14 protein-coding genes are annotated in these 19,016 nt (G+C 57.2%); 11 read left to right on the top strand and 3 right to left on the bottom strand.

All coding sequences use genetic code 11. The annotated features are described in order from the left end of the window. Positions 1-5: 5 nt before the first annotated feature. Both nhaA and BKA12_RS06580 read right to left on the bottom strand, forming a co-directional pair. Positions 6-1,355 carry a Na+/H+ antiporter NhaA gene (gene nhaA, locus BKA12_RS06585; RefSeq protein ID WP_183641649.1) on the bottom strand — a complete coding sequence of 450 codons (1,350 nt, stop codon included), beginning with the start codon at positions 1,353-1,355 and terminating at the stop codon, positions 6-8. Between the two features lie 132 nt (positions 1,356-1,487). Then, positions 1,488-1,982: a DUF2505 domain-containing protein gene (locus tag BKA12_RS06580; RefSeq protein WP_183641647.1), complete on the bottom strand. Its 495-nt coding sequence runs from the start codon at positions 1,980-1,982 to the stop codon at positions 1,488-1,490. A 52-nt stretch (positions 1,983-2,034) separates the two neighbouring features. Here BKA12_RS06580 and mfd point away from each other — a divergent pair, with 52 nt between their 5' ends. Then, positions 2,035-5,688: a transcription-repair coupling factor gene (gene mfd / locus BKA12_RS06575; RefSeq protein ID WP_183641645.1), complete on the top strand. Its 3,654-nt coding sequence runs from the start codon at positions 2,035-2,037 to the stop codon at positions 5,686-5,688. A 100-nt stretch (positions 5,689-5,788) separates the two neighbouring features. Here mfd and BKA12_RS06570 read toward each other — a convergent pair whose 3' ends face one another. After that, complete coding sequence (locus tag BKA12_RS06570; RefSeq protein WP_183641643.1) at positions 5,789-7,288, bottom strand: tyrosine-protein kinase domain-containing protein; 1,500 nt, start codon at positions 7,286-7,288, stop codon at positions 5,789-5,791. Positions 7,289-7,616: 328 nt separating this feature from the next. Here BKA12_RS06570 and BKA12_RS06565 point away from each other — a divergent pair, with 328 nt between their 5' ends. Genes BKA12_RS06565 through BKA12_RS06520 form a run of 10 tightly spaced genes read left to right on the top strand, consistent with a single transcriptional unit; the run spans position 7,617 to position 18,991 of the window. Continuing rightward, a complete protein-coding gene (locus BKA12_RS06565) occupies positions 7,617-8,546 on the top strand; it encodes a glycosyltransferase family 2 protein (RefSeq protein WP_420826509.1) in 930 nt (309 codons plus the stop codon). After that, entirely contained in the window at positions 8,536-9,567 is a 1,032-nt protein-coding gene (locus tag BKA12_RS06560) for a CgeB family protein (protein ID WP_183641639.1), read from the top strand. Before BKA12_RS06565 ends, BKA12_RS06560 begins: the two co-directional genes overlap by 11 nt. Continuing rightward, entirely contained in the window at positions 9,564-10,619 is a 1,056-nt protein-coding gene (locus BKA12_RS06555; protein WP_183641637.1) for an RNA-binding protein, read from the top strand. The genes BKA12_RS06560 and BKA12_RS06555 overlap by 4 nt, the downstream gene beginning before the upstream one ends. After that, positions 10,616-11,320, top strand: a complete 705-nt coding sequence (locus tag BKA12_RS06550; protein WP_183641635.1) for an acylneuraminate cytidylyltransferase family protein — start codon at positions 10,616-10,618, stop codon at positions 11,318-11,320. Before BKA12_RS06555 ends, BKA12_RS06550 begins: the two co-directional genes overlap by 4 nt. Positions 11,321-11,326: 6 nt before the next feature. After that, complete coding sequence (locus tag BKA12_RS06545; protein WP_183641633.1) at positions 11,327-13,570, top strand: N-acetylneuraminate synthase family protein; 2,244 nt, start codon at positions 11,327-11,329, stop codon at positions 13,568-13,570. Further along, entirely contained in the window at positions 13,567-14,688 is a 1,122-nt protein-coding gene (locus tag BKA12_RS06540; RefSeq protein ID WP_183641631.1) for a glycosyltransferase, read from the top strand. The genes BKA12_RS06545 and BKA12_RS06540 overlap by 4 nt, the downstream gene beginning before the upstream one ends. Then, a complete protein-coding gene (locus tag BKA12_RS06535; protein ID WP_183641630.1) occupies positions 14,672-15,874 on the top strand; it encodes an O-antigen ligase family protein in 1,203 nt (400 codons plus the stop codon). Before BKA12_RS06540 ends, BKA12_RS06535 begins: the two co-directional genes overlap by 17 nt. Next, positions 15,817-16,899, top strand: coding sequence for a glycosyltransferase family 4 protein (locus BKA12_RS06530; RefSeq protein ID WP_183641628.1), 1,083 nt, complete (start codon positions 15,817-15,819; stop codon positions 16,897-16,899). Before BKA12_RS06535 ends, BKA12_RS06530 begins: the two co-directional genes overlap by 58 nt. Positions 16,900-16,924: 25 nt before the next feature. Further along, a complete protein-coding gene (locus BKA12_RS12695; protein WP_420826524.1) occupies positions 16,925-17,848 on the top strand; it encodes a glycosyltransferase family 2 protein in 924 nt (307 codons plus the stop codon). Continuing rightward, complete coding sequence (locus BKA12_RS06520; protein WP_246361614.1) at positions 17,849-18,991, top strand: glycosyltransferase; 1,143 nt, start codon at positions 17,849-17,851, stop codon at positions 18,989-18,991. It begins immediately after the preceding gene. The last annotated feature ends 25 nt before the right edge of the window (positions 18,992-19,016 follow it).

Raw genomic sequence — 19,016 nt, 5'->3', positions numbered from 1 at the left:
TTTCCCTAGTCTTTCAGATAAACGTCAGGAATGCCGTCCTTGTCCTCATCAATCGCCTCTCGCGCCGCAATTAGCTGGTAATGCTTGTCACGAGGCTTAAGAATCAGGGTTCCCAAAATCGCGGCGATGAAGGAGCCGGCGAGGATAGCAACTTTCGCGTGATCACTATGCGCCGACTCCAAACCGAAGCTCAGCTCTGCCACGAGCAAAGACACCGTGAAGCCGATTCCGGCCAAAAGGGTCATGCCGAAGAGGTCGATCCACTTGATGTCCGGGTCAAGGTTGGCGTGACGGGTCTTGGTGATGAGGAAGGTGGAGCCCAGGATGCCGATCGGCTTGCCGACCACCAGACCAATGACGATGCCCCACACCACTGGATCAGACAGGATTGCGCCAAAGCCACCGGAGCCGCCCACCACAGTGACGCCAGCTGAGAAGAACGCGAAGACAGGTACGCAGATGCCCGTGGAGATGGGGCGGAACCGGTGCTCAAAGACTTCGGCGAGGCCGTGTGCAGACGTGCCGTCGCGGTGGCGGACCGGGACGCAGAAACCCAGGACCACGCCGGCGATCGTCGCGTGAATGCCGGACTGGAACACGCACCACCAAGCCAGAATGCCGAGCGGTAGCAAGATCAGCCATGGCGCCCACTTGTGCTCGGCGCAAAAGACGCGAGCCTTGTGAGCGATGAGGAAGTAGGCCGCGATGGGAACGAGTGCCAAGAGTGCGTACATCGGCACCAGATCAGCGGTGTAGACGAACGCGATGATGACAATGGCAATGAGGTCATCCACGACGGCGAGCGTCAGCAAGAAGATGCGCAGGGGAGAGGGCAAGTGTGAGCCGACCACGGCCAAGACAGCCACGGCAAACGCGATATCTGTGGCGGTGGGGATGGCCCAGCCGCGCAACGTTTCGCCGGCGGTGGCGATGTTGAAGCCCAGGAAGATGAGCGCTGGAACCAGTGCGCCGCCGAAAGCAGCTGTCACCGGCACAATTGCTTTCGAGAAATCGGCGAGATCGCCCGCTACGAATTCCTTTTTGAGTTCCAGACCCGTCAGGAAGAAGAAGACCGCCAGAAGACCATCTGCAGCCCAGTGACCGATGGAAAGATCCATGTTGGCCCAGGGGATGGCGATGTGGAAGTCGCGAATTGCGAAGTAAGAAGAGGCCCACGGCGAGTTCGCCCAGATGATGGCCACGAGAGCGGCGGCGATGAGCACCATGCCGCCCACGGTCTCTTTGCGGAGAATGTCGCCGATGCGGACATTCTCTTCCCATGAAGAGCGCCCTAGGACATTGGAGCTGGGCTTGCCGTCGAACCCTTGAGGGGACGGTGCGGGTGAGTTGCTCATACGAGCCTTTCAGTAGGCGCCAAACAGTACATCGCCGACCAGACTTCCCGGCACACCGTGATCTAGGGTACACCTACAAAAGTGGGCCGCAACAGATGTGTCGCGGCCCAGCTCATGAATGCGGTGCGGGTTTTAGCGCTCCAGCCAAGCCTTCGCTTCGCGGGCTTGGAGGTTCAGCGCCTTGGCCACGAATGGCTCAGCGGCAGCGGCGATCTTGCCACCCATGAACGGGATAGAGGACTTGACCTCGCCTGCGAGATCCACGCGGGATCCTCCGTCGGCGGTCAGGATGTTCTGGGTTGCGTTCACGGAGACAGGTGCGCCGGCAACGTCAATCGTCACCGTCGAAGCGCGGGAGCCGTCCGCTGCTGGAGCGGCCCAGTTTTCCTTCTGCGTGATGGTGATGGTCTGGCCAACCACCTTGCGCGCGATTTCCGGCAGGCGTGCCGTGGGTACTTCACGCACGATTTCCGTGGTGAACGCTCCGGCGAGGTCACCATTGACGGTGAATGCCTTAAGGGATCCACCCACGCGATTGGAGACGTGCTCCACGAACTCGCGGTTGGTGAAGGTCTCGAGGACCTGCTGAGGAGTAAAGGGCAATGAAGTGCTTGCGTTAAGTGCCATATCCACATCCTAAAGGCCAACTAGCCCTAGAAGAGTAAACTAACGAACGATCATGACGACTTCTGCCGCGCTCCCTGCCCTCGCTCTTGATGGACTCCGTCGAGCACTATCCGCCGATAGAACTCTCCCCGTGTTGCAAACCGTCGCAGCACGGAGCTTCGCCGAACGCACGCAAAATCTAGAGATCGCCGCGCCCACGGGCTTGCGGCCTATTGTGTGTGCTGACTTAGCGGACGCAGTGAACCCGAGCGGCGGCGTCGTACTGGCAATTACCAGTACCGGCCGCGAGGCTGAAGACCTCACCGCAGCGCTCGAGGCGTACCTTCCCGCTGATTCCGTCGCGGAGTTTCCCTCCTGGGAAACGTTGCCCCACGAACGCCTGTCACCTCGCTCGGATACGGTGGGCCGACGGCTGTCCGTTTTGCGTCGCTTGCATGATGGGAAGGACGACGCCGCAGCTCGCCTTAAGGTGATCGTCGCACCGATACGCGCGGTAGTTCAGCCGCTCGTGAACGGCTTGAGCGAACTGCGTCCCGTCCGCGTGGCTGTGGGTGACGAATACGAATTCAGTGCCCTCGTGAAGGCGCTCGCGGATGCCGCGTACGCGCGCGTGGATTTGGTGACACATCGCGGCGAATTTGCTGTGCGCGGTGGCATGATTGACGTTTTCCCGCCGACGCTTGACCACGCCGTCCGCATCGATTTCTTTGGCGACGAAGTGGATCAGATGCGTTACTTCTCGGTGGCGGATCAACGATCCATTTCGGGCGAAGGGCCGCGCGAAATCATTGCGCCTCCATGCCGCGAACTGCTCATCACTCCGGCCGTCATGTCTCGCGCAGCGCGATTGAAGGACGTGTTGCCGGGCGCGGCCGAGATGCTCGAGAAGATCGCCGGCGGCATCGCCGTAGAGGGCATGGAATCTCTGGCACCCGTCCTGGTGGATTCCATGGTTCCGTTCGTGGGAGAGCTCCCGGCAGGATCTATCGCGGTGGTCATGGAGCCAGAGCGCGTGCGTGCCCGTTCGCATGACTTGGCGGCGACCAACGAAGAATTCTTGGCAGCAGCCTGGAACACCGCCGCGCATGGTGGCGCCGCCCCGGTGGATATTTCCGCCGTAGACATCACAGCTGTCAAGCCGGGTGTTGGCTCCGTGGAAAGCGCGTTGTCTTCCGGCAACTTCGCTTCTCTCGGCGAGACGCGCGAAGCAGCGAACAAGGCGAAGATTTCGTGGTGGTCCATGACGTCTTTGGGTGCCGATTCGGAGCTCTTGCCTGAGGCCGGATCTTTGCGCGTCAATGCGACGGAGCCTCGTGGTTTCGCTGGCAACGTGCAGGAGATGCTCACGTTCTTGGGCGAGCGGATTGATGACGACTGGCGCGTTGTGGTGGTCACGGACGGTCCTGGCCCTGCGCAGCGCATCGCCGAGCTGCTGCATGACGCGCAGATCCCGGCCCACCGCGTGGAGTTCTTGAAAGACGAACCCACCACTCACCTGGTAGAGATCACCACCGCTCAAGCCGGTCACGGCTTCGTCTTCCCTGAACTAAAACTCGCGCTCCTGACGGAAGCCGATCTATTGGGCCGCTCGTCCGCGTATTCCGCAAAAAGTGGCAAGAAACTGGCCGCACGTCGTCGTAATGCGGTGGATCCTCTGCAGCTCACCGAAGGCGATTTCGTGGTGCACGAGCAGCACGGCATCGGCAAGTTCATTGAACTGATTCAACGCAAGATCGCCGGTTCTGACGGCATGCGCGAGTACTTGGTGCTCGAGTACGCGGCATCCAAGCGTGGTGCGCCGGGGGACCGGTTGTTCGTTCCGACTGATCAGCTGGACCAGCTCACGCGGTACGTGGGCGGTGAGACGCCGACCTTGTCCAAGATGGGCGGTGCCGACTGGTCCCAGACCAAATCCAAGGCTCGCAAGGCCGTCAAGGAAATCGCTGGCGAGCTCATCAAGTTGTATTCGGCGCGTATGGCTTCACGTGGTCACGCTTTTGCGGGGGATACGCCGTGGCAGCACGAGCTCGAGGATGCGTTCCCGTTCGCGGAGACTCCGGACCAGCTCACCGCCATCAATGACGTCAAAGCCGACATGGAGAAAGAGATCCCGATGGATCGCTTGATCTCCGGCGACGTGGGCTTCGGTAAGACGGAAATTGCTGTGCGTGCGGCGTTTAAGGCGGTGCAGGATGGCAAGCAGGTAGCGATTCTGGTACCCACCACGCTGTTGGCGCGCCAGCACTTTGAGACGTTCTCCGAGCGTTTCGCGGGCTTCCCGGTGCGTGTTCGCGCGCTGTCCCGTTTCCAGACGGCGAAAGAGTCCAAGGAGATTGTGGCGGGGCTCAAAGATGGCTCCGTCGACGTGGTGATTGGTACGCACCGTCTTCTGTCCAAGGAGGTTGAGTTCAAGGATCTTGGACTCGTGATTGTGGACGAAGAGCAGCGGTTCGGCGTGGAGCACAAGGAAGCGCTCAAGAAGATGCGCACCAACGTGGACGTGCTGGCCATGTCCGCGACGCCTATCCCGCGTACGTTGGAAATGTCCTTGACCGGCATCCGCGAGACCTCGACTTTGGCGACGCCGCCTGAAGAGCGTCATCCGGTGTTGACCTATGTGGGTCCATACACGGATAAGCAAGTCACAGCCGCAATTCGACGCGAGCTCATGCGCGAAGGCCAGGTCTTCTTCGTGCACAACCGCGTGTCTTCGATCGACAAGGTGGCCTCGCAGCTTCGCGAGCTGGTTCCTGAAGCTCGCGTGGAAGTGGCTCACGGCAAGATGACCGAGTCTCGCCTTGAGCAGATCATGGTGGACTTCTGGGAGAAGAAGTTCGACGTGCTGGTGTCCACCACCATCATCGAGACGGGCCTCGACATCCAAAACGCCAACACCCTGATTGTGGACCGTGCTGACAACTATGGCCTGTCCCAGCTCCACCAGCTGCGTGGCCGTGTGGGCCGTGGTCGCGAGCGCGCGTACGCGTACTTCCTCTGGAACTCGGAAAAGCCTCTGGGTGAAGTGGCCTTGGAACGCTTGAAAGCAGTAGCCGCTCACAACGAGCTGGGCTCCGGTTTCCAGTTGGCCATGAAGGACTTGGAAATCCGCGGCGCCGGTAACCTCTTGGGTGGCGAACAGTCCGGTCACATCGCGGGCGTGGGCTTCGACTTGTACCTGCGTTTGGTAGGGGAGGCCGTGGCCGATTATCGCGGCGACAAGGAAGAAGTCACCGCCGATGTGCGCATCGATCTTCCCGTCAACGCCCACTTGCCGCACGACTACGTGCCGAGCGAGCGCTTGCGCCTCGAGGCATACCGCAAGCTCGCGGCAGCCCACGATGAAACTCAGATTCAAGACGTGGTGGAAGAGTTCATGGACCGCTATGGCGAATTGCCTGAAGTCGTCAAGAACCTTATTGATATCGCTCGGCTACGTTTGCATGCGACGAGTGCTGGCCTCACGGACCTCGCCGTTCAGGGCAACTTCGTACGAGTATCACCGATTGCCAACCTGCCGGAGTCTCGCCAGGTGCGCTTGAACCGTATGTATCCTGGAACGCTGCTCAAGCCGAACATGGATATGGCGCTTATCCCTAAGCCCAAGACGGCCCGCGTAGCGGGTCGGGATCTCGTTGATCAGGAGATCATCGATTGGGCTCGGGATTTGGTCTCGAACATCTTCGTGCAGGAGAAAGTTCAGGCCTAGAGCCAGACATCGACCTTAAAGAACTGCGGCCCCACCTTTTGGTGGGGCCGCAGTTCTTGTTTCTCGACTATTTGCTCAACACGCTGGTTGGTTGAAACGACTAGTTGGACGCGGAAGCGGTTGCGCGTCGCTTTCCTTGCGTGCGGCGAGTACGCTCGCCGGTTGTTGAGGAGTAGTAGTAAGTGTCGGAGTAGTAGCCGTATTGACCTGCGCTTGAACCCTTGCGCGGGACGTGGTTGAGCACAACACCCAAGACATGTCCGTTGACGCGCTGAAGTCGATCGGTGGCCTTCTTGAGGTCTTCGATGCTGGTCTTACCGGCCTTGGCAACCACCAGCACACCGTCGGCGGAGGTGGACAGCACGGAGGCATCCGTCACTGGCAACAGCGGCGGCGAGTCAACGATCACCACTGCGTCACGGGAGAGGTCAGCGAGCAGTCGCTTCATGGCACGCGAACCCAACAATTCAGACGGGTTCGGCGGCGTGCGGCCTGCGCCCAGAACTTGAAGCCGCTGGTCCGCGCTCCAATCCTGGAGAACGTCTTGAAGATCTACAGCGCCGGAGAGAAGGTCCGTTAGGCCAGCGCCCGACTGCAGATGGAATAGATCCGTCTGGACGGAGCGGCGAAGGTCGGCATCGATCAGGACCACGTTATTGCCGGACTGTGAGATGGCAACGGCCAAGTTGGCTGCGATCGAGGACTTACCCTCACCAGCCAACGCACTCGTCACCACGATGACGCGGGGTGGATTATCCACGCGAGAGAAAGTGAGGTTGGTGCGTAGATCGCGAAGGGCTTCAGCCGTCGCCCAACCACGCTTGTCGCCAGCTTCCACCATCGTGACCACCTGACGGTGATCGCCCAAGCGTGGGTCCTGAGGAATCGTGCCGAGAACTGCATGGCCGGTGACTTCCTCGACCTGCTCCGTGGAGCGGATACGCACATCGAAGAGGTGCTTGATAAAGATGTAGAGCGCCGCAAGAATCAGGCCAGCGATGGCGCCATTCATCAGATTCTTACGAAGCGAAGGGGCTGAAGGAGCGGTAGGCAGGAGCGCCGAGGAGATCGGGATGATCTGAACCACAGGGATGGTAGACGTCGTGTCGGTTCCACCGCTAGCCATCACCTTTTCGACGCGAGCGGCTTCGTCCGAAAGAGCTTGCGCGAATGCATCAGCTGCCGCTTTTGCGTTCTCCGGTGTGGATGCTTGAGCGCTCACACGGATCTGAGAGTTGCTGGGATCCTTGGCGAACGCAACACTGGTCCAGCTGACGCTCTTTCCTTGCTCAGCGAAATGCTTGCTGACGAGTGCAGCAACTTCCGGTGCGCTTCCAAGTGCTAGGTAGGTCTCGGCCTTAGTCGTTGCGAGAGTCTCTGAAGACAAGTAGCTACCCAAGTTATTGCCGCCGCCGGCCACCACCATGACGGTATTGGTAGCGGTGTAGGTCTTGGGTGAGAGGAAAAACAGGCCCACGCTCGCAAGGACGGACAAGAGGAAGATGGCAAGAGCGCCTTTCCAGTTGCTCAGTGCAACCCGCACGATGCGTCGAACTTGCTCGTTCAAAGCCTTCGGCTGGCTCTCCGTTGTATATTCCATGAATCCCTCAGCGCGAATGTTGCATGTGTAAGTGAATAGCAAAGACTTGGCTTTGGAGAAAGATTCTTGCGCTCCCCAACAGCAAACTATTCAAATTATAAAGATGTTATCGGTCTTTGAATCGCATGTGACTTGGACACATGAGTGACACTGGTCGCTATGCGCTCAGGGCGCCACACAAATAGGGAGCCGTTGATCCATCCGATACAATTACGGTGGTCAGTTCAGGGAGCCGATGCATACTTCGGTGTTCTGGGGAGACCTACTGTTCTATCTGAGGGGGATGAACTAGTTGGCTTTGTGCACACACAATTCGCTGAGTGTCATCGTGCCTCATTATGGCGATCCCAGCGATGTCCAGCACTTAGTCGAGACGCTCCTTTCAGAGAATGCACACTGCCTCAAGCAGGTTGTGGTGGTTGACGACGCTTCACCTACGCCTTTCCCCGCAGAGTGGGCTCCTTCGAACGAATCGCAAATTCAGTTCACAGTTGTACGCCGTGAATCCAATGGTGGATTCGGCTCAGCCGTCAACACCGGCCTAAACGTCATCGGCACTGAAGTGGCCTTGGTGCTCAACAGCGATTTGGTCTTGCCGGACCGCTTTATCGAAGACCTCCAGAGCGCTGCAGCACCATGGCATCCTGCCGTAATGAGTCCGGAAGTCACCGGAACAGACGGAGCAACCCAATGGACGGCCCGTCACTTCCCAACTATTGGCCATCAAGTCACGGAGTGGCTCAGCCCGCTGGCACGTTTTCGCCACCACAAGCTCTTACATGAAGCGGTTGGCCATGACACTCGCGCCCAGCAGGGCAAGGTGCTCCCTGTTGATTGGGTCTTCGGCGCAGCCATGATGTTGCCCGTCAACGCGGTGAAGAGTATTGGCGGCTTTGATGAGGACTTCTTCATGAATGCAGAAGAAGTTGACCTTCAAAAGCGCCTTCGGGACATGGGAGTTCCGTCTATTTACCTGGGCACCGTTTCCGTAGCCCATATTGGCGGTGGTTCCAGTGATCCGACGCGCCGCCGCAAGTGGCTCGTAGAAGCGCGACAACTGTATGCACAGAAGTGGGGCAACCCCGTGGCGCTGAAGACTGCGTTGACGGCCGCCTCCTACGCGAACTTTGGTGTCAACAAAGTTCGGGAACTGACGGGCAGAGACATTGATGCGAGCGCCGTGTTGCAGGAAGAGCTGAGCTATTTGAAGGATGAAAAGACGGGCAACCGCTCTGTAAGTGGTGCTGATGTCAACTAGCGCTTCGGAAACATCTAAGGGCAAGCTGCTCCTAGTCACTCCCACTTTTCATGGTTATTACCGTTCCATTGCCAACGCGCTGGAACGGCGTGGTTATCAGGTGGCTTCCCACCGGTATGACGGTTTTGATTCCGTTGCGTCGAAGGTGCGTAACAAGGTCCTTCACGAACTGCCGGCGAAAATCGGCATGGACCACCTCTCCAAGGCTGAAGACTGGTCCACAAAACGGGCCCTTGAAGCGCTGATCGAAGTCAATCCAGACTTCCTGATTGTCATCAAGGGGGACACCCTCGGCGATGACTTCTGGTCCGAGGTAGAGAAGCGCCAGCTCCCACGCATCCTGTGGCTGTATGACGACCTCAAGCGTCACTCCTACACTGTGGACTTCCTCAAAAACATTGGCCCCGTGCTCAGCTACAGCATGGACGAGGCTGAATTGTTGGCGAACCAGGGCGTCAACGCTTCGTACCTGCCTAACGCATTTGATCCTGAGCTCGCAGCTCCGCCTACACAGCGCCGCCAAGAAGTGGTGTTCGTTGGCGCTCGCTACGACAACCGCCAAATGCTTCTGGAACGGCTTCGCGACGCAGGTGTTCCCGTGCGCGCGTACGGTCGCCAGTGGTCCCATCATGTCATTGACAAGCTACGCACTTGGGAACTCAGCCGTCCCCAGCTTCCCGCTGAAAGGGACATTCCGCTCTCAGAGGCTTATCAGGTGCAAGCCATCGCCGCCGCGGCCATCAATGTCCACGGCCTTCAAGCAGGTTTGGCCATGAGGACCTTCGAGGTCCCCGGCATGGGCGGCTTGCAGCTGGTAGACCGCCCTGACGTGGACCGTTTCTACGACATCGGCACCGAGGTGCTTCTCTTCCAGTCGCCGGAAGAGCTCATTGACCTTTCGCGCCGCGCGCTGAAAGATCACGCATGGGCCGAATCCATCCGCGAAGCCGGGCGCAAGCGCACCCTCGCGGAGCACACCTTCGTTCACCGCATCAACGATCTCGACCGGCGGTGGGAATGAGCGGCCTCTTCCACCCTCGCGACATCCAGCAGTGGCATGACTGGCAAGCGTCCCAAAAATCCGGCGCGCGACGCTTGGTCTCCAAGGTTCGGAGCCTGCGTCAGTCCGCGCCCGGCGCAATCGAGCTGACCCTCAGCACGCGCGGCGAGAACCCGCGCATTCTCGTGGCGCTTGAGGCTGGTACGCCAACCCAGATCGCGTCGCTCATTCGCCCACTCGAGTACTTGCCTGAGGAATCGCTGGCGGTTCTCTCGCTGGGGGACCCCGGGGCACTTCCGGGTACCGGTTGGGTCTCTGGCTCCTTTGAGGACGACGACGCAGCTCGCCTCGGCGAGTCACTCACGGACATTGTGGCCGTGGGACACTTCTTGCCCGCAGGCTCGGCCGCATTTGAGCTGGCCGAACGCTTCGCTATTCGGTTCAACGTGGTTCAACACGGACTGCTCGCTCCGCAGGCTCCGCCACTGCCACCCGGGGCTCACTTGTTGGCCTTCACTGAATCCGACGCCGCGTTTTGGATGAATGGTGCCCATCAGGACATTACGTATGACGTGGTGGGTTCCCAGCTATTGTGGCAAGCCGCTCAAGAGCCGGCGGACGTGAATGCTGCACTTTCAAAGAGGCCCGTGTTCCTGGGGCAGTTGCACGGTGCCGAGCTTCCGCGTACTGGATTTGCATCTGCTGCCGCTCGTTTTTGCTACGAGACCAAGGCGACTTACCGTCCTCATCCTGCGGAAAAGGACAAATTGTCCTTGATCCAGCGTGCGCTGTGGGAGCGTCAAGGAATTCCCATCGATCGCTTCGGTGCACCATTGAAGTCACTTGATCGACCAGTGGCTTCTGTTTTCTCCACTGGTGTCTTGGAGTCCGCCGTGCGAGGGCTACCGGCTTGGGTGACGTACTACAACCCACCCCAGTGGTTGAGTGAGTTTTGGGAACGCTACGGCTTGAGCCGTTGGACCAGCTTGGATTCGGAACCCACTCCAATTCCGCAGCTCAACCCCACCGAACCTGCGCGAGCTATCGCCGAACTTTTGAAGGAGACCTCATGAACATCTTGTGCGTCATTCCCGTTCGTGGCGGCTCCAAAGGAATTCCACGTAAGAACGTGCGCAACCTCGGCGGCAAGCCCCTGATGGCCTGGACTGTTGAGCAAGCTGTCAACGCAAAGATCGGCCTTGACGTGGTGGTCTCCACGGACGACGAAGAGATGGCCGACGTCGCACGTCGCTACGGTGCCGATGTCCCGTTCATGCGCCCGGCCGAACTAGCTGAAGAGACCACGGCAACCGAGCCCGTTGTTGCCCACGCAATTAACTTCCGCACGGCGCAGGGACGCAAGCCAGACGCCGTCGTACTCCTGCAGGTGACGTCACCGCTGCGGCACCCGGACACCCTCGACCGAGCCGTGAACCAATTTTTGGAAACAGGAGTCGATTCGCTCGTGGGCGTAGTCCCCACCCCTCCATTCCTCTGGCGGCTCGGGAATGAGGCCGCTGGCACTCCGGTGTCGGCGGAGTATGACTACGAGAATCGTCCCCGTCGTCAGGAACTGACGCCGGAACAAATTCCATATCGCGAGAACGGATCGCTGTATGTGTCAAAACCGGAATTATATTTGGGTCATAACAATCGTTTGGGCGGAAAGATCGGGCTGTTCATTTTGGACGAGCTCGAAGGCGTAGACATTGATACGGAACTAGATTTTGCATTGGCGGAGCAGCAAATTGCTTCGCTTGGGAAGGGTCTCTGACACACCATGATTATTGAGCGGCATCTGGCACCGTACGTTGTTTTCTCCGAGGATCCCATCATCAACGGGCTCCGGAAAATCAGCGCTAACAAAGAGCGCATCGTGTTTTGCGTTGACGCCCACGGCATCCTGCAGGGCGCGCTGAGCGACGGCGATTTCCGCCGTTGGATTGTGGAGAACCCGACTGCAGATTTGGAAACCAGCTGCATCAATGTGGCAAACCAGAACGCGAAGTCGGCACCGAGCAGCACTCCTGCATCGGAGCTCGGTGCGCTCATGGGGCAGGGTATTTCTCACTTACCCCTGGTTGACGAGCGCGGTCACTTGGTGGCTATTGCCATCAACAAGTCTGACGTCCTGCGCATCGGCAAGCACGAAATTGGCGAAGACAGCCCGGCGTTCATCATCGCCGAAATTGGCAACAACCATAACGGCTCCGTGGAGCTCGCTAAGCAGCTCGTAGACCTGGCCGCGGATGCTGGCGCGGATGCCGTCAAGTTCCAGCTGCGAGACATGGATTCGTTGTATCGCCAGTCCGGCGGCAGCACAGCAGGGGAGGACCTCGGCGCTCAGTACACCCTGGATCTGCTTTCCAAGTTCTCATTGCCGGCCGAATCCTTGTTTGAGGTCTTTGACCACTGCAAAGAACGTGACATCACGGTGATGTGCACGCCTTGGGATTCCAAGTCCGTCACCGACCTAGCTGACTACGGAATTCCTGGGCTGAAAATCGCTTCTGCCGACCTCACCAACCACGAGCTTCTTCGCGATGCCGCATCCCGTGGCTTGCCGCTCATCATGAGCACTGGCATGTCCCGTGAAGACGAGATCAAGGAGTCTGCAGACCTCGTGCGCTCCCTCGGCGCTCAGTTCGCGCTGTTGCACTGCCAGTCCACGTACCCAGCACCGTTCAAGGACGTAAACCTTGCCTACATGGATCGCCTCGCCGAAATTGGTGACTGCATCGTGGGCTACTCAGGTCACGAGCGCGGCATCCACGTTCCTGTCGCCGCTGTGGCGCGTGGCGCGAAAATTGTGGAGAAGCACTTCACCGTCGACCAGTCCATGGAGGGCAATGACCACAAGGTCTCCCTGCTTCCGGACGAGTTCAAGCAGATGGTCAAGAACATCCGCGAGGTAGAGGAAGCGATCGGTCAGCGTACCGCTCGCGTAGTCTCCACCGGCGAAATGATGAACCGCGTCAACCTTGCTAAGTCCTTGGTCGCCGCTCGACCGCTCGCCGTTGGCGACGTCATTTCTGAGGCCGATGTAGCCGTCAAGAGTCCCGGACGTGGCCTGCAGCCGAACGCCTTGCCCCAGCTCGTGGGCCGCAAGGTGCACCGCGCCATGGCCGAAGGCGATTTCTTCTTTGAAGGTGACCTCAACGAGTCCACGCCGAAGGGACGCCAGTTCGAGTTCAACCGTCCCTGGGGATTGCCGGTCCGCTACCACGACCACGCTGCTTTGATCGAGGACTGCAAGCCGGACTTCTTGGAGTTCCACTTCTCTTACAAAGATCTCGACGTGGATATGGACAGCTTCTTCACGAAGCCGCTCGAGATGGGGTTCACTACCCACCTTCCTGATTTGTTCGCAGGTGACTTCCTCGTGGACCTTGCTTCTATGGATCAGGCCCATTGGGAACGTTCCATCGCCGAAGTCCAGCGCACCATTGACATCACGCGTGATCTCAAGAAGTGGTTTACCAAAGACGAAGATCCTGTCATGGTAGTAACCATGGGCGGATTTACTACGGATCGCCATATTTCCCCGGCCGAGCGTCAACCGAAGTACCAGCGCATTGCTGATGCTTTGAAGAAGCTCGATACCTCCGGCGTGCGCATCGCCGCGCAGACGTTGCCTCCGTTCCCATGGCTCATGGGTGGGCAGCAATATCACAACCTGTTCCTGGACCCGGTGGATACCGCTGCCTTTGCAGAGGAAACCGGCACCAAGCTCTGCCTGGATGTTTCCCACTCGAAACTCGCGGCGACGTTCTTGAACATCCCATTCTCCGAGGCCGTGGAGCTCATGGCTCCGCACACTATTCACTTGCACCTCGTGGACGCCACCGGCGTCGACGGCGAAGGCGTTCAGGTTGGCGACGGCGATGTGGACTGGCCGGTCCTTGCCCAACAGCTGGACCGCCTGTCCCCGAATGTCAGCTTTATCCCGGAAATCTGGCAGGGGCACGTCAACAACGGCGAAGGCTTCTGGACCGCGCTTGATCGCTTGGAGAAGTGGCTGTGAGTGCCGTATCTCCGTCGGTTTCAATCGGCAGCGCAGCTCGGGACGTGAAGCCGATCGCGCTGTGGGTTATCCCTGTGGCGGATCTCGGGGGAGTGGCTCGCCATGTCCTCGACGTTTTCCGAACGGGCATGGCGAAATACCGGTTGGTGCTTTTTTGCCCGGAAGGGCTATTGGCTGAGCGAGTTCGCGAGCTCGGCGGAGCCGTCATTACGGGAAGCTTTGGACCGGACTACGGCTTTGCGCAATCTGCGCGCAGCCTACGAGGCGTGATCAAGTCCCTCAAACCGGCCATCGTCCATACACACTTGGCTTACGCAGACTTCGTGGCCGCTGCCGTGTTGGCTGCCGACCGAAGCGTCAAGCTGGTCAGTAGCGAGCATGGCATTGCCGGGGATGACTCGATCTATCACAAGAACCAGCTCAAGGCACAGGCGCGTTCCTGGGCGCATGCCGCGCGGCTCAAGCGCGCCGATGCGCTCATTGCCGTCGCTGAGTCCACCAAGCGAGAGATGCAACGAAAGTGGCGCGCACCAGAGCGACTGAAGGTCATTCTGAACGGTGTGGATCGTGAAAATGACGATGCCCCGGCTCCAGCGTCCGCAGATATTCAGGCAGGCGGGCCACGGGTACTTTCCCTGTCACGGCTCTCCCCTGAAAAGCGAATTGTTCAGTTGCTCCGAGCATTCCCCCGGATTCTGTCCGAGGAGCCCGGTGCGACGTTGACCGTCGCGGGAACGGGACTAGAGCAATCGCAACTTGAACAGCTTACCCACACGTTGGGCCTCGACAAGGTTGTGTCTTTTGCAGGGTTTGTCGATGCACAGCGGGCTATGAAAGAGCACGACGTTCTAGTTCAGCTTTCCTCGTGGGAGAACTGTTCCTACACACTCCTGGATGCGGTTGCAAGCGGACTTGGTGTTGTAGCTACTCCAGTGGGCGGTAACCCCGAAATTCTCGACGCCGAGTATTTGACGGACGCTGAGGACACTGAGCGAATTGCTCGCCTGATTCTGGATCAATTCACTGGCGTGAAAAAGCGACCAGTGTTGGAGACCACCTGGCCGGGCATTCGAGACATGTTGGAAAGCATCGAGGAGCTATATGACAACCTCTCCTAGCCTTGATGCTGGTGGCGGCTCAGTGACGCAACCCCAGCAGGTACCTTCGATGAAGGTTCGGACTCACTCCACCGATATCTTTAGTCGGCGTACTCGAACCTGGCTTATCGACGCGCTCCTTTTTGCGATATTTGTTTCTGATGGCGTGGCGCTTCCGTTGTTTCCGGCGAACATCCCTGCCCCGGAATTCACGATGATTGTATTAATATTCTTGTGTTTATTTCGTGCGCCTCGAATTAGAAATATCCGCCTGGGCGGATTCGCGCTTGGGCTGACCCTACTGCTCTTTTACCTCCTTGTTGAATCTGAAGTAAATGAGGTTTCCTGGTCTAGACGACTTATTCGCATCGCGTTGTTGGGCATCTTCGTTTGGATGATCGCAACCGGTCGTGTGGATGTAAGAAGTGGATTGATCGGTTTAGTCATAGCGTTGGTTGTCAACATTCCTCTGTACTACACCGGAATTGCACCCGATTATTACCCGGGGTTTTTGACTGGCTATCTCGGTGATAAGAATGTCGCAGGCCTCTACTATTCGCTGATTCCAATTTTGGCACTACTGATAGTAAGAAGACGTTGGCTAAGGTTCTTGCTCATCTTGTTTGCCCTTGGCGCGACGTTTCTGACCGGTTCCCGAACCTCGCTAGGCGCCCTTGCTTGTGCACTGATCTGGCTTGCAATCGCCGGAAAAATTGGACCAATGCTTCGAGCCGCACTAGTTATTGGACTTGTCAGTTTGCTCAATTTTGTTGAGGAGCGTTTTTCGCAGGCTTGGATATTTGCAGACCGAACCGGAACGGATGCGCTTCGAGCAAGAATTGATGCCGCGTCTTTGGAACTGGTCAACACCGCGCCTTGGTATGGAAATGGTTTGGGAACAGCGGTTGTACACGTCGAAGATCGAACCTTCTTCTTCCATAACTCGTATTGGGGGCTGATCACCGAGGGCGGTTGGTTCTTCTTGCTTATGATCCTGTTTGCCTTTGTCTGGATCGGGTTAAATCCCCTAAGGAACGCAAGACGTCCGTGGTACACGCTTGTTGTGGAGTCTTGCGTCATCATTATTATGACTTGCTCTACAAGACTTGGGGAGGTCTTTATTACCGTTCCGGCGGCCATTGTGCTCGGATGCGCATTCGCCGTGCGTCACCTGGAAAAAACGAAGAATATTCGGGCTTTGCGATGAAGATAGCTATCGCGGCCAATAACGGAAATATGGGGGGTGGGGAAGTCATGCTCTTGGCGATTGCACGTGAAGCAAGAGCTCTAGGGCATGAGTTAGTTGTCCTCGCCCCGAAGGAACCTGACGAGCTACTTAGGGTAGCTAAGGATCAAGGATTCGGCGTCGAATCGCTGCCAAGCTCTGGTCGTCTTCAGTACATGATCTCGTTGCGTAAATGGTGGAAGGAAAATAGTTCGGATCTCTTGTGGTGCAATGGACTCCTACCAGCCGTTGCAACCGCTGGAATGAGAAATCGTGTTGTACATCTGCACCAAATTCCCAGCGTTAAGTTGAAGCCATTTCTACCACTGGCGTTGTTCCGCAATTTGCGTGTGGTTGTTCCCTCCGCGCACATGCAAGTGAAAATCGGTGCCGCGAAGATTCTTCCTAACTGGAGCAGTCCAATAGGGGTGCGAGAGGATCGCGATGATACGGATGAAATTATTATTGGGTTTATCGGTCGATTTTCATCCGATAAGGGACTACCCAATCTAATTAAGGCAGTGAATCTTGCGCAGGCGAAAATTTCTAAGCCGCTGAGACTGGTTCTTGCAGGGCAGCCAAGATTTGTTGACGACCGTGATCAGCAGATTGTCGCAGAAGCGATATCTAGCTCATCTGTCCATATCCAGCAGCTAGGTTGGGTAGCTCCGGAGGACTTCTTTTCTCAGATTGATTTCGCCGTAGTGCCATCCGTTTGGCAAGAGCCATTCGGCCTAGTTGCCTCGGAAGCAATGTCAGCAAGAGTTCCTGTCATTGTCTCCGATGCCGGCGCTCTTCCTGACATAGTTGGGCCGCAATACCCGTGGGTAGCGAGAGCTGGAGATGCGCGGTCCTTGTCCGAAGTGCTTCTTGAAGCAATAGGAACGCCCACCCGCGAGAAGATATCAATAGTCGACGATTCATTCGAGCGTTGGCAACGACTATTCTCACCGGAAGCAGGCCGCCGGAGCCTAGATTCCACGCTCAAAGAGCTAGAAGGAGTGTGACGAGATTTTGAAACCATGGGCCTCTGTGGTGGTCCCGACGCGTGGGGGAATTAGTCGACTGCCACGGCTTGTTGAGGCATTTGCTAGCCAAAGTCAGCAGGAATTCGAGGTAATTTTTGTTGTTGACGGTGATCTGGACGGATCTAGTGACTATCTATCCAGCTCGTTAGTTAAAGACAAGTTGACGCACTCTAGAGTCATAACTTTCTCGGAGAATAGGGGAAGATCTGTAGCTCTCAACGAGGGCTTTAGCGCATCAAATGGCGAGATCCTCATCCGTTGTGACGACGATCTGGAGCCAAACCCGGGCTATATCCAGAATCATATCGATCGCCATGAGCGACTGGTACAGGGCGTCGTAGGGTTGACGCGAAACGTCCTACCGGATACTCCTTATGCTCGTGCTTACGGGAACGAGGCGGACCGATTGGCCGAGAAAGCGGCGCTTGACATCTCGTCCGGCCTCCGATGGCGACACTGGGCCGGGAATGTATCAATTCCACGATCTATCTGGTCCAAAGTAGGAATGTACGACATTTCCTATCGTCGTTATGGATGGGAAGATGTCGATTACGGCTACAGAATTCACAGGGCAGGTTACCCAATCGTCATTGCTCCAGAACTCACTACGCCACATCATGCAGCTGCAGTAACCACCAAAATACGTAGTCTACGGGCGCTTCACTCAGGTGCCGCGCGAGACAAATTTGTAGAGCTCCACGGTGAGGACGTACTACCACAGGCATACGGAACTACTCTTTGGAATCGACTCGTTTCCGGAGTTGCCGAAGTTTCAAACGAGAATTCCATTTCAATCGCGTCTAACCTCATTGACCATGTGCTGCCAGTAGTCCCATCCGCTGTCGGACGAAAACTCGTGGCGTTAATGGTTGAAAGTTCAGGGCTGGCGGGCGTCCGATACCCTTCTAGAGCGAAACAGAGTTTTTAGATGGCAAGAGCTTCTGTGAACGAACCTATGGATGCTCCTCGCATCGCAATAGCTCATGACTACTTGACACAGCGCGGCGGAGCCGAACGTGTCGTGCTGTCGATGCACAAGGCATTTCCAGAGGCGACCATTTACACGACTCTCTACGATCCAGAGAAGACATTTCCCGAGTTTGCGAACGCAAATATAGTCACATCACCGCTCAATGCAATTCCTCTATTTCGCAGGGACCATCGACTGGCACTCCCGCTCCTGGCACCCATTTCGAGCTCGTTTGATGTGCCTGCTGACATCGTTTTGACGTCGTCGTCAGGCTGGGCTCATGGTTTTGCAGGTTCCGGACGGAAGATTGTCTATTGTCATACACCTGCGCGATGGCTGTATTTGCGGGATCACTATCTGGGAGATGGCAATCGCAGTAGTCCTCAATCAATCGCACTGAACTTCCTCGCACCATTTCTCAAGAAGTGGGATCAGAAACATGCTCAAAATCTACGAAACAAATACTTGGCTAACTCCACGGTGGTGCAGCAAAGAATTGAATCCACTTACGGGATTCATGCGCCCATCATCTTTCCGCCGCATAGCTTAGACACGGGAGGGGTCCAAGAGTCTGTTCCGGAAATTTCGCAACTTGTTCGCGGAAAGTACCTCTTAGTCGTGGCCCGCCTGATGAAATACAAGAACGTCGACAAGATTATTGAAGCGACATCAGCGTTGGGTGTACCTCTCGTCATTGTGGGGTCGGGGCCAGAAAAGAGCGCGCTCGAGAGCATGGCGGGGGAGACAACAGTCCTATTGAGTGACCTGACGGATGCCCAACTTCGGTCGGTTTACTCGGGAGCTAAAGCACTGATCGCCGCCAGCCATGAAGATTTTGGTATCACCCCACTTGAAGCAGCATCTTGGGGCATTCCGACGGTCGCCCTACGGAAGGGTGGATATCTCGACACAATTGTTGAGAATGAAACGGGTCTCTTCTTCGATGAGCCGCAACCGAATCAGATTGCTGAAGCAATTCAGGGAATGTTCGCTCGAGAGTGGGACAGCTCGACGATTAGATCGCACGCCGACGACTTCTCCGAGGCGCGCTTCATCGATGAAATTCGAGATGCCGTCTTAAAGTTTAGCGATCATAAGTGATGCGATTGCTGTTCTTGGCGCATAG

This window comes from Neomicrococcus lactis (genome assembly GCF_014200305.1).
Classification (GTDB): domain Bacteria; phylum Actinomycetota; class Actinomycetes; order Actinomycetales; family Micrococcaceae; genus Neomicrococcus; species Neomicrococcus lactis.
Note: the sequence above shows the minus strand (reverse complement) of the source record. Positions and strands in the feature narration are given on the sequence as shown.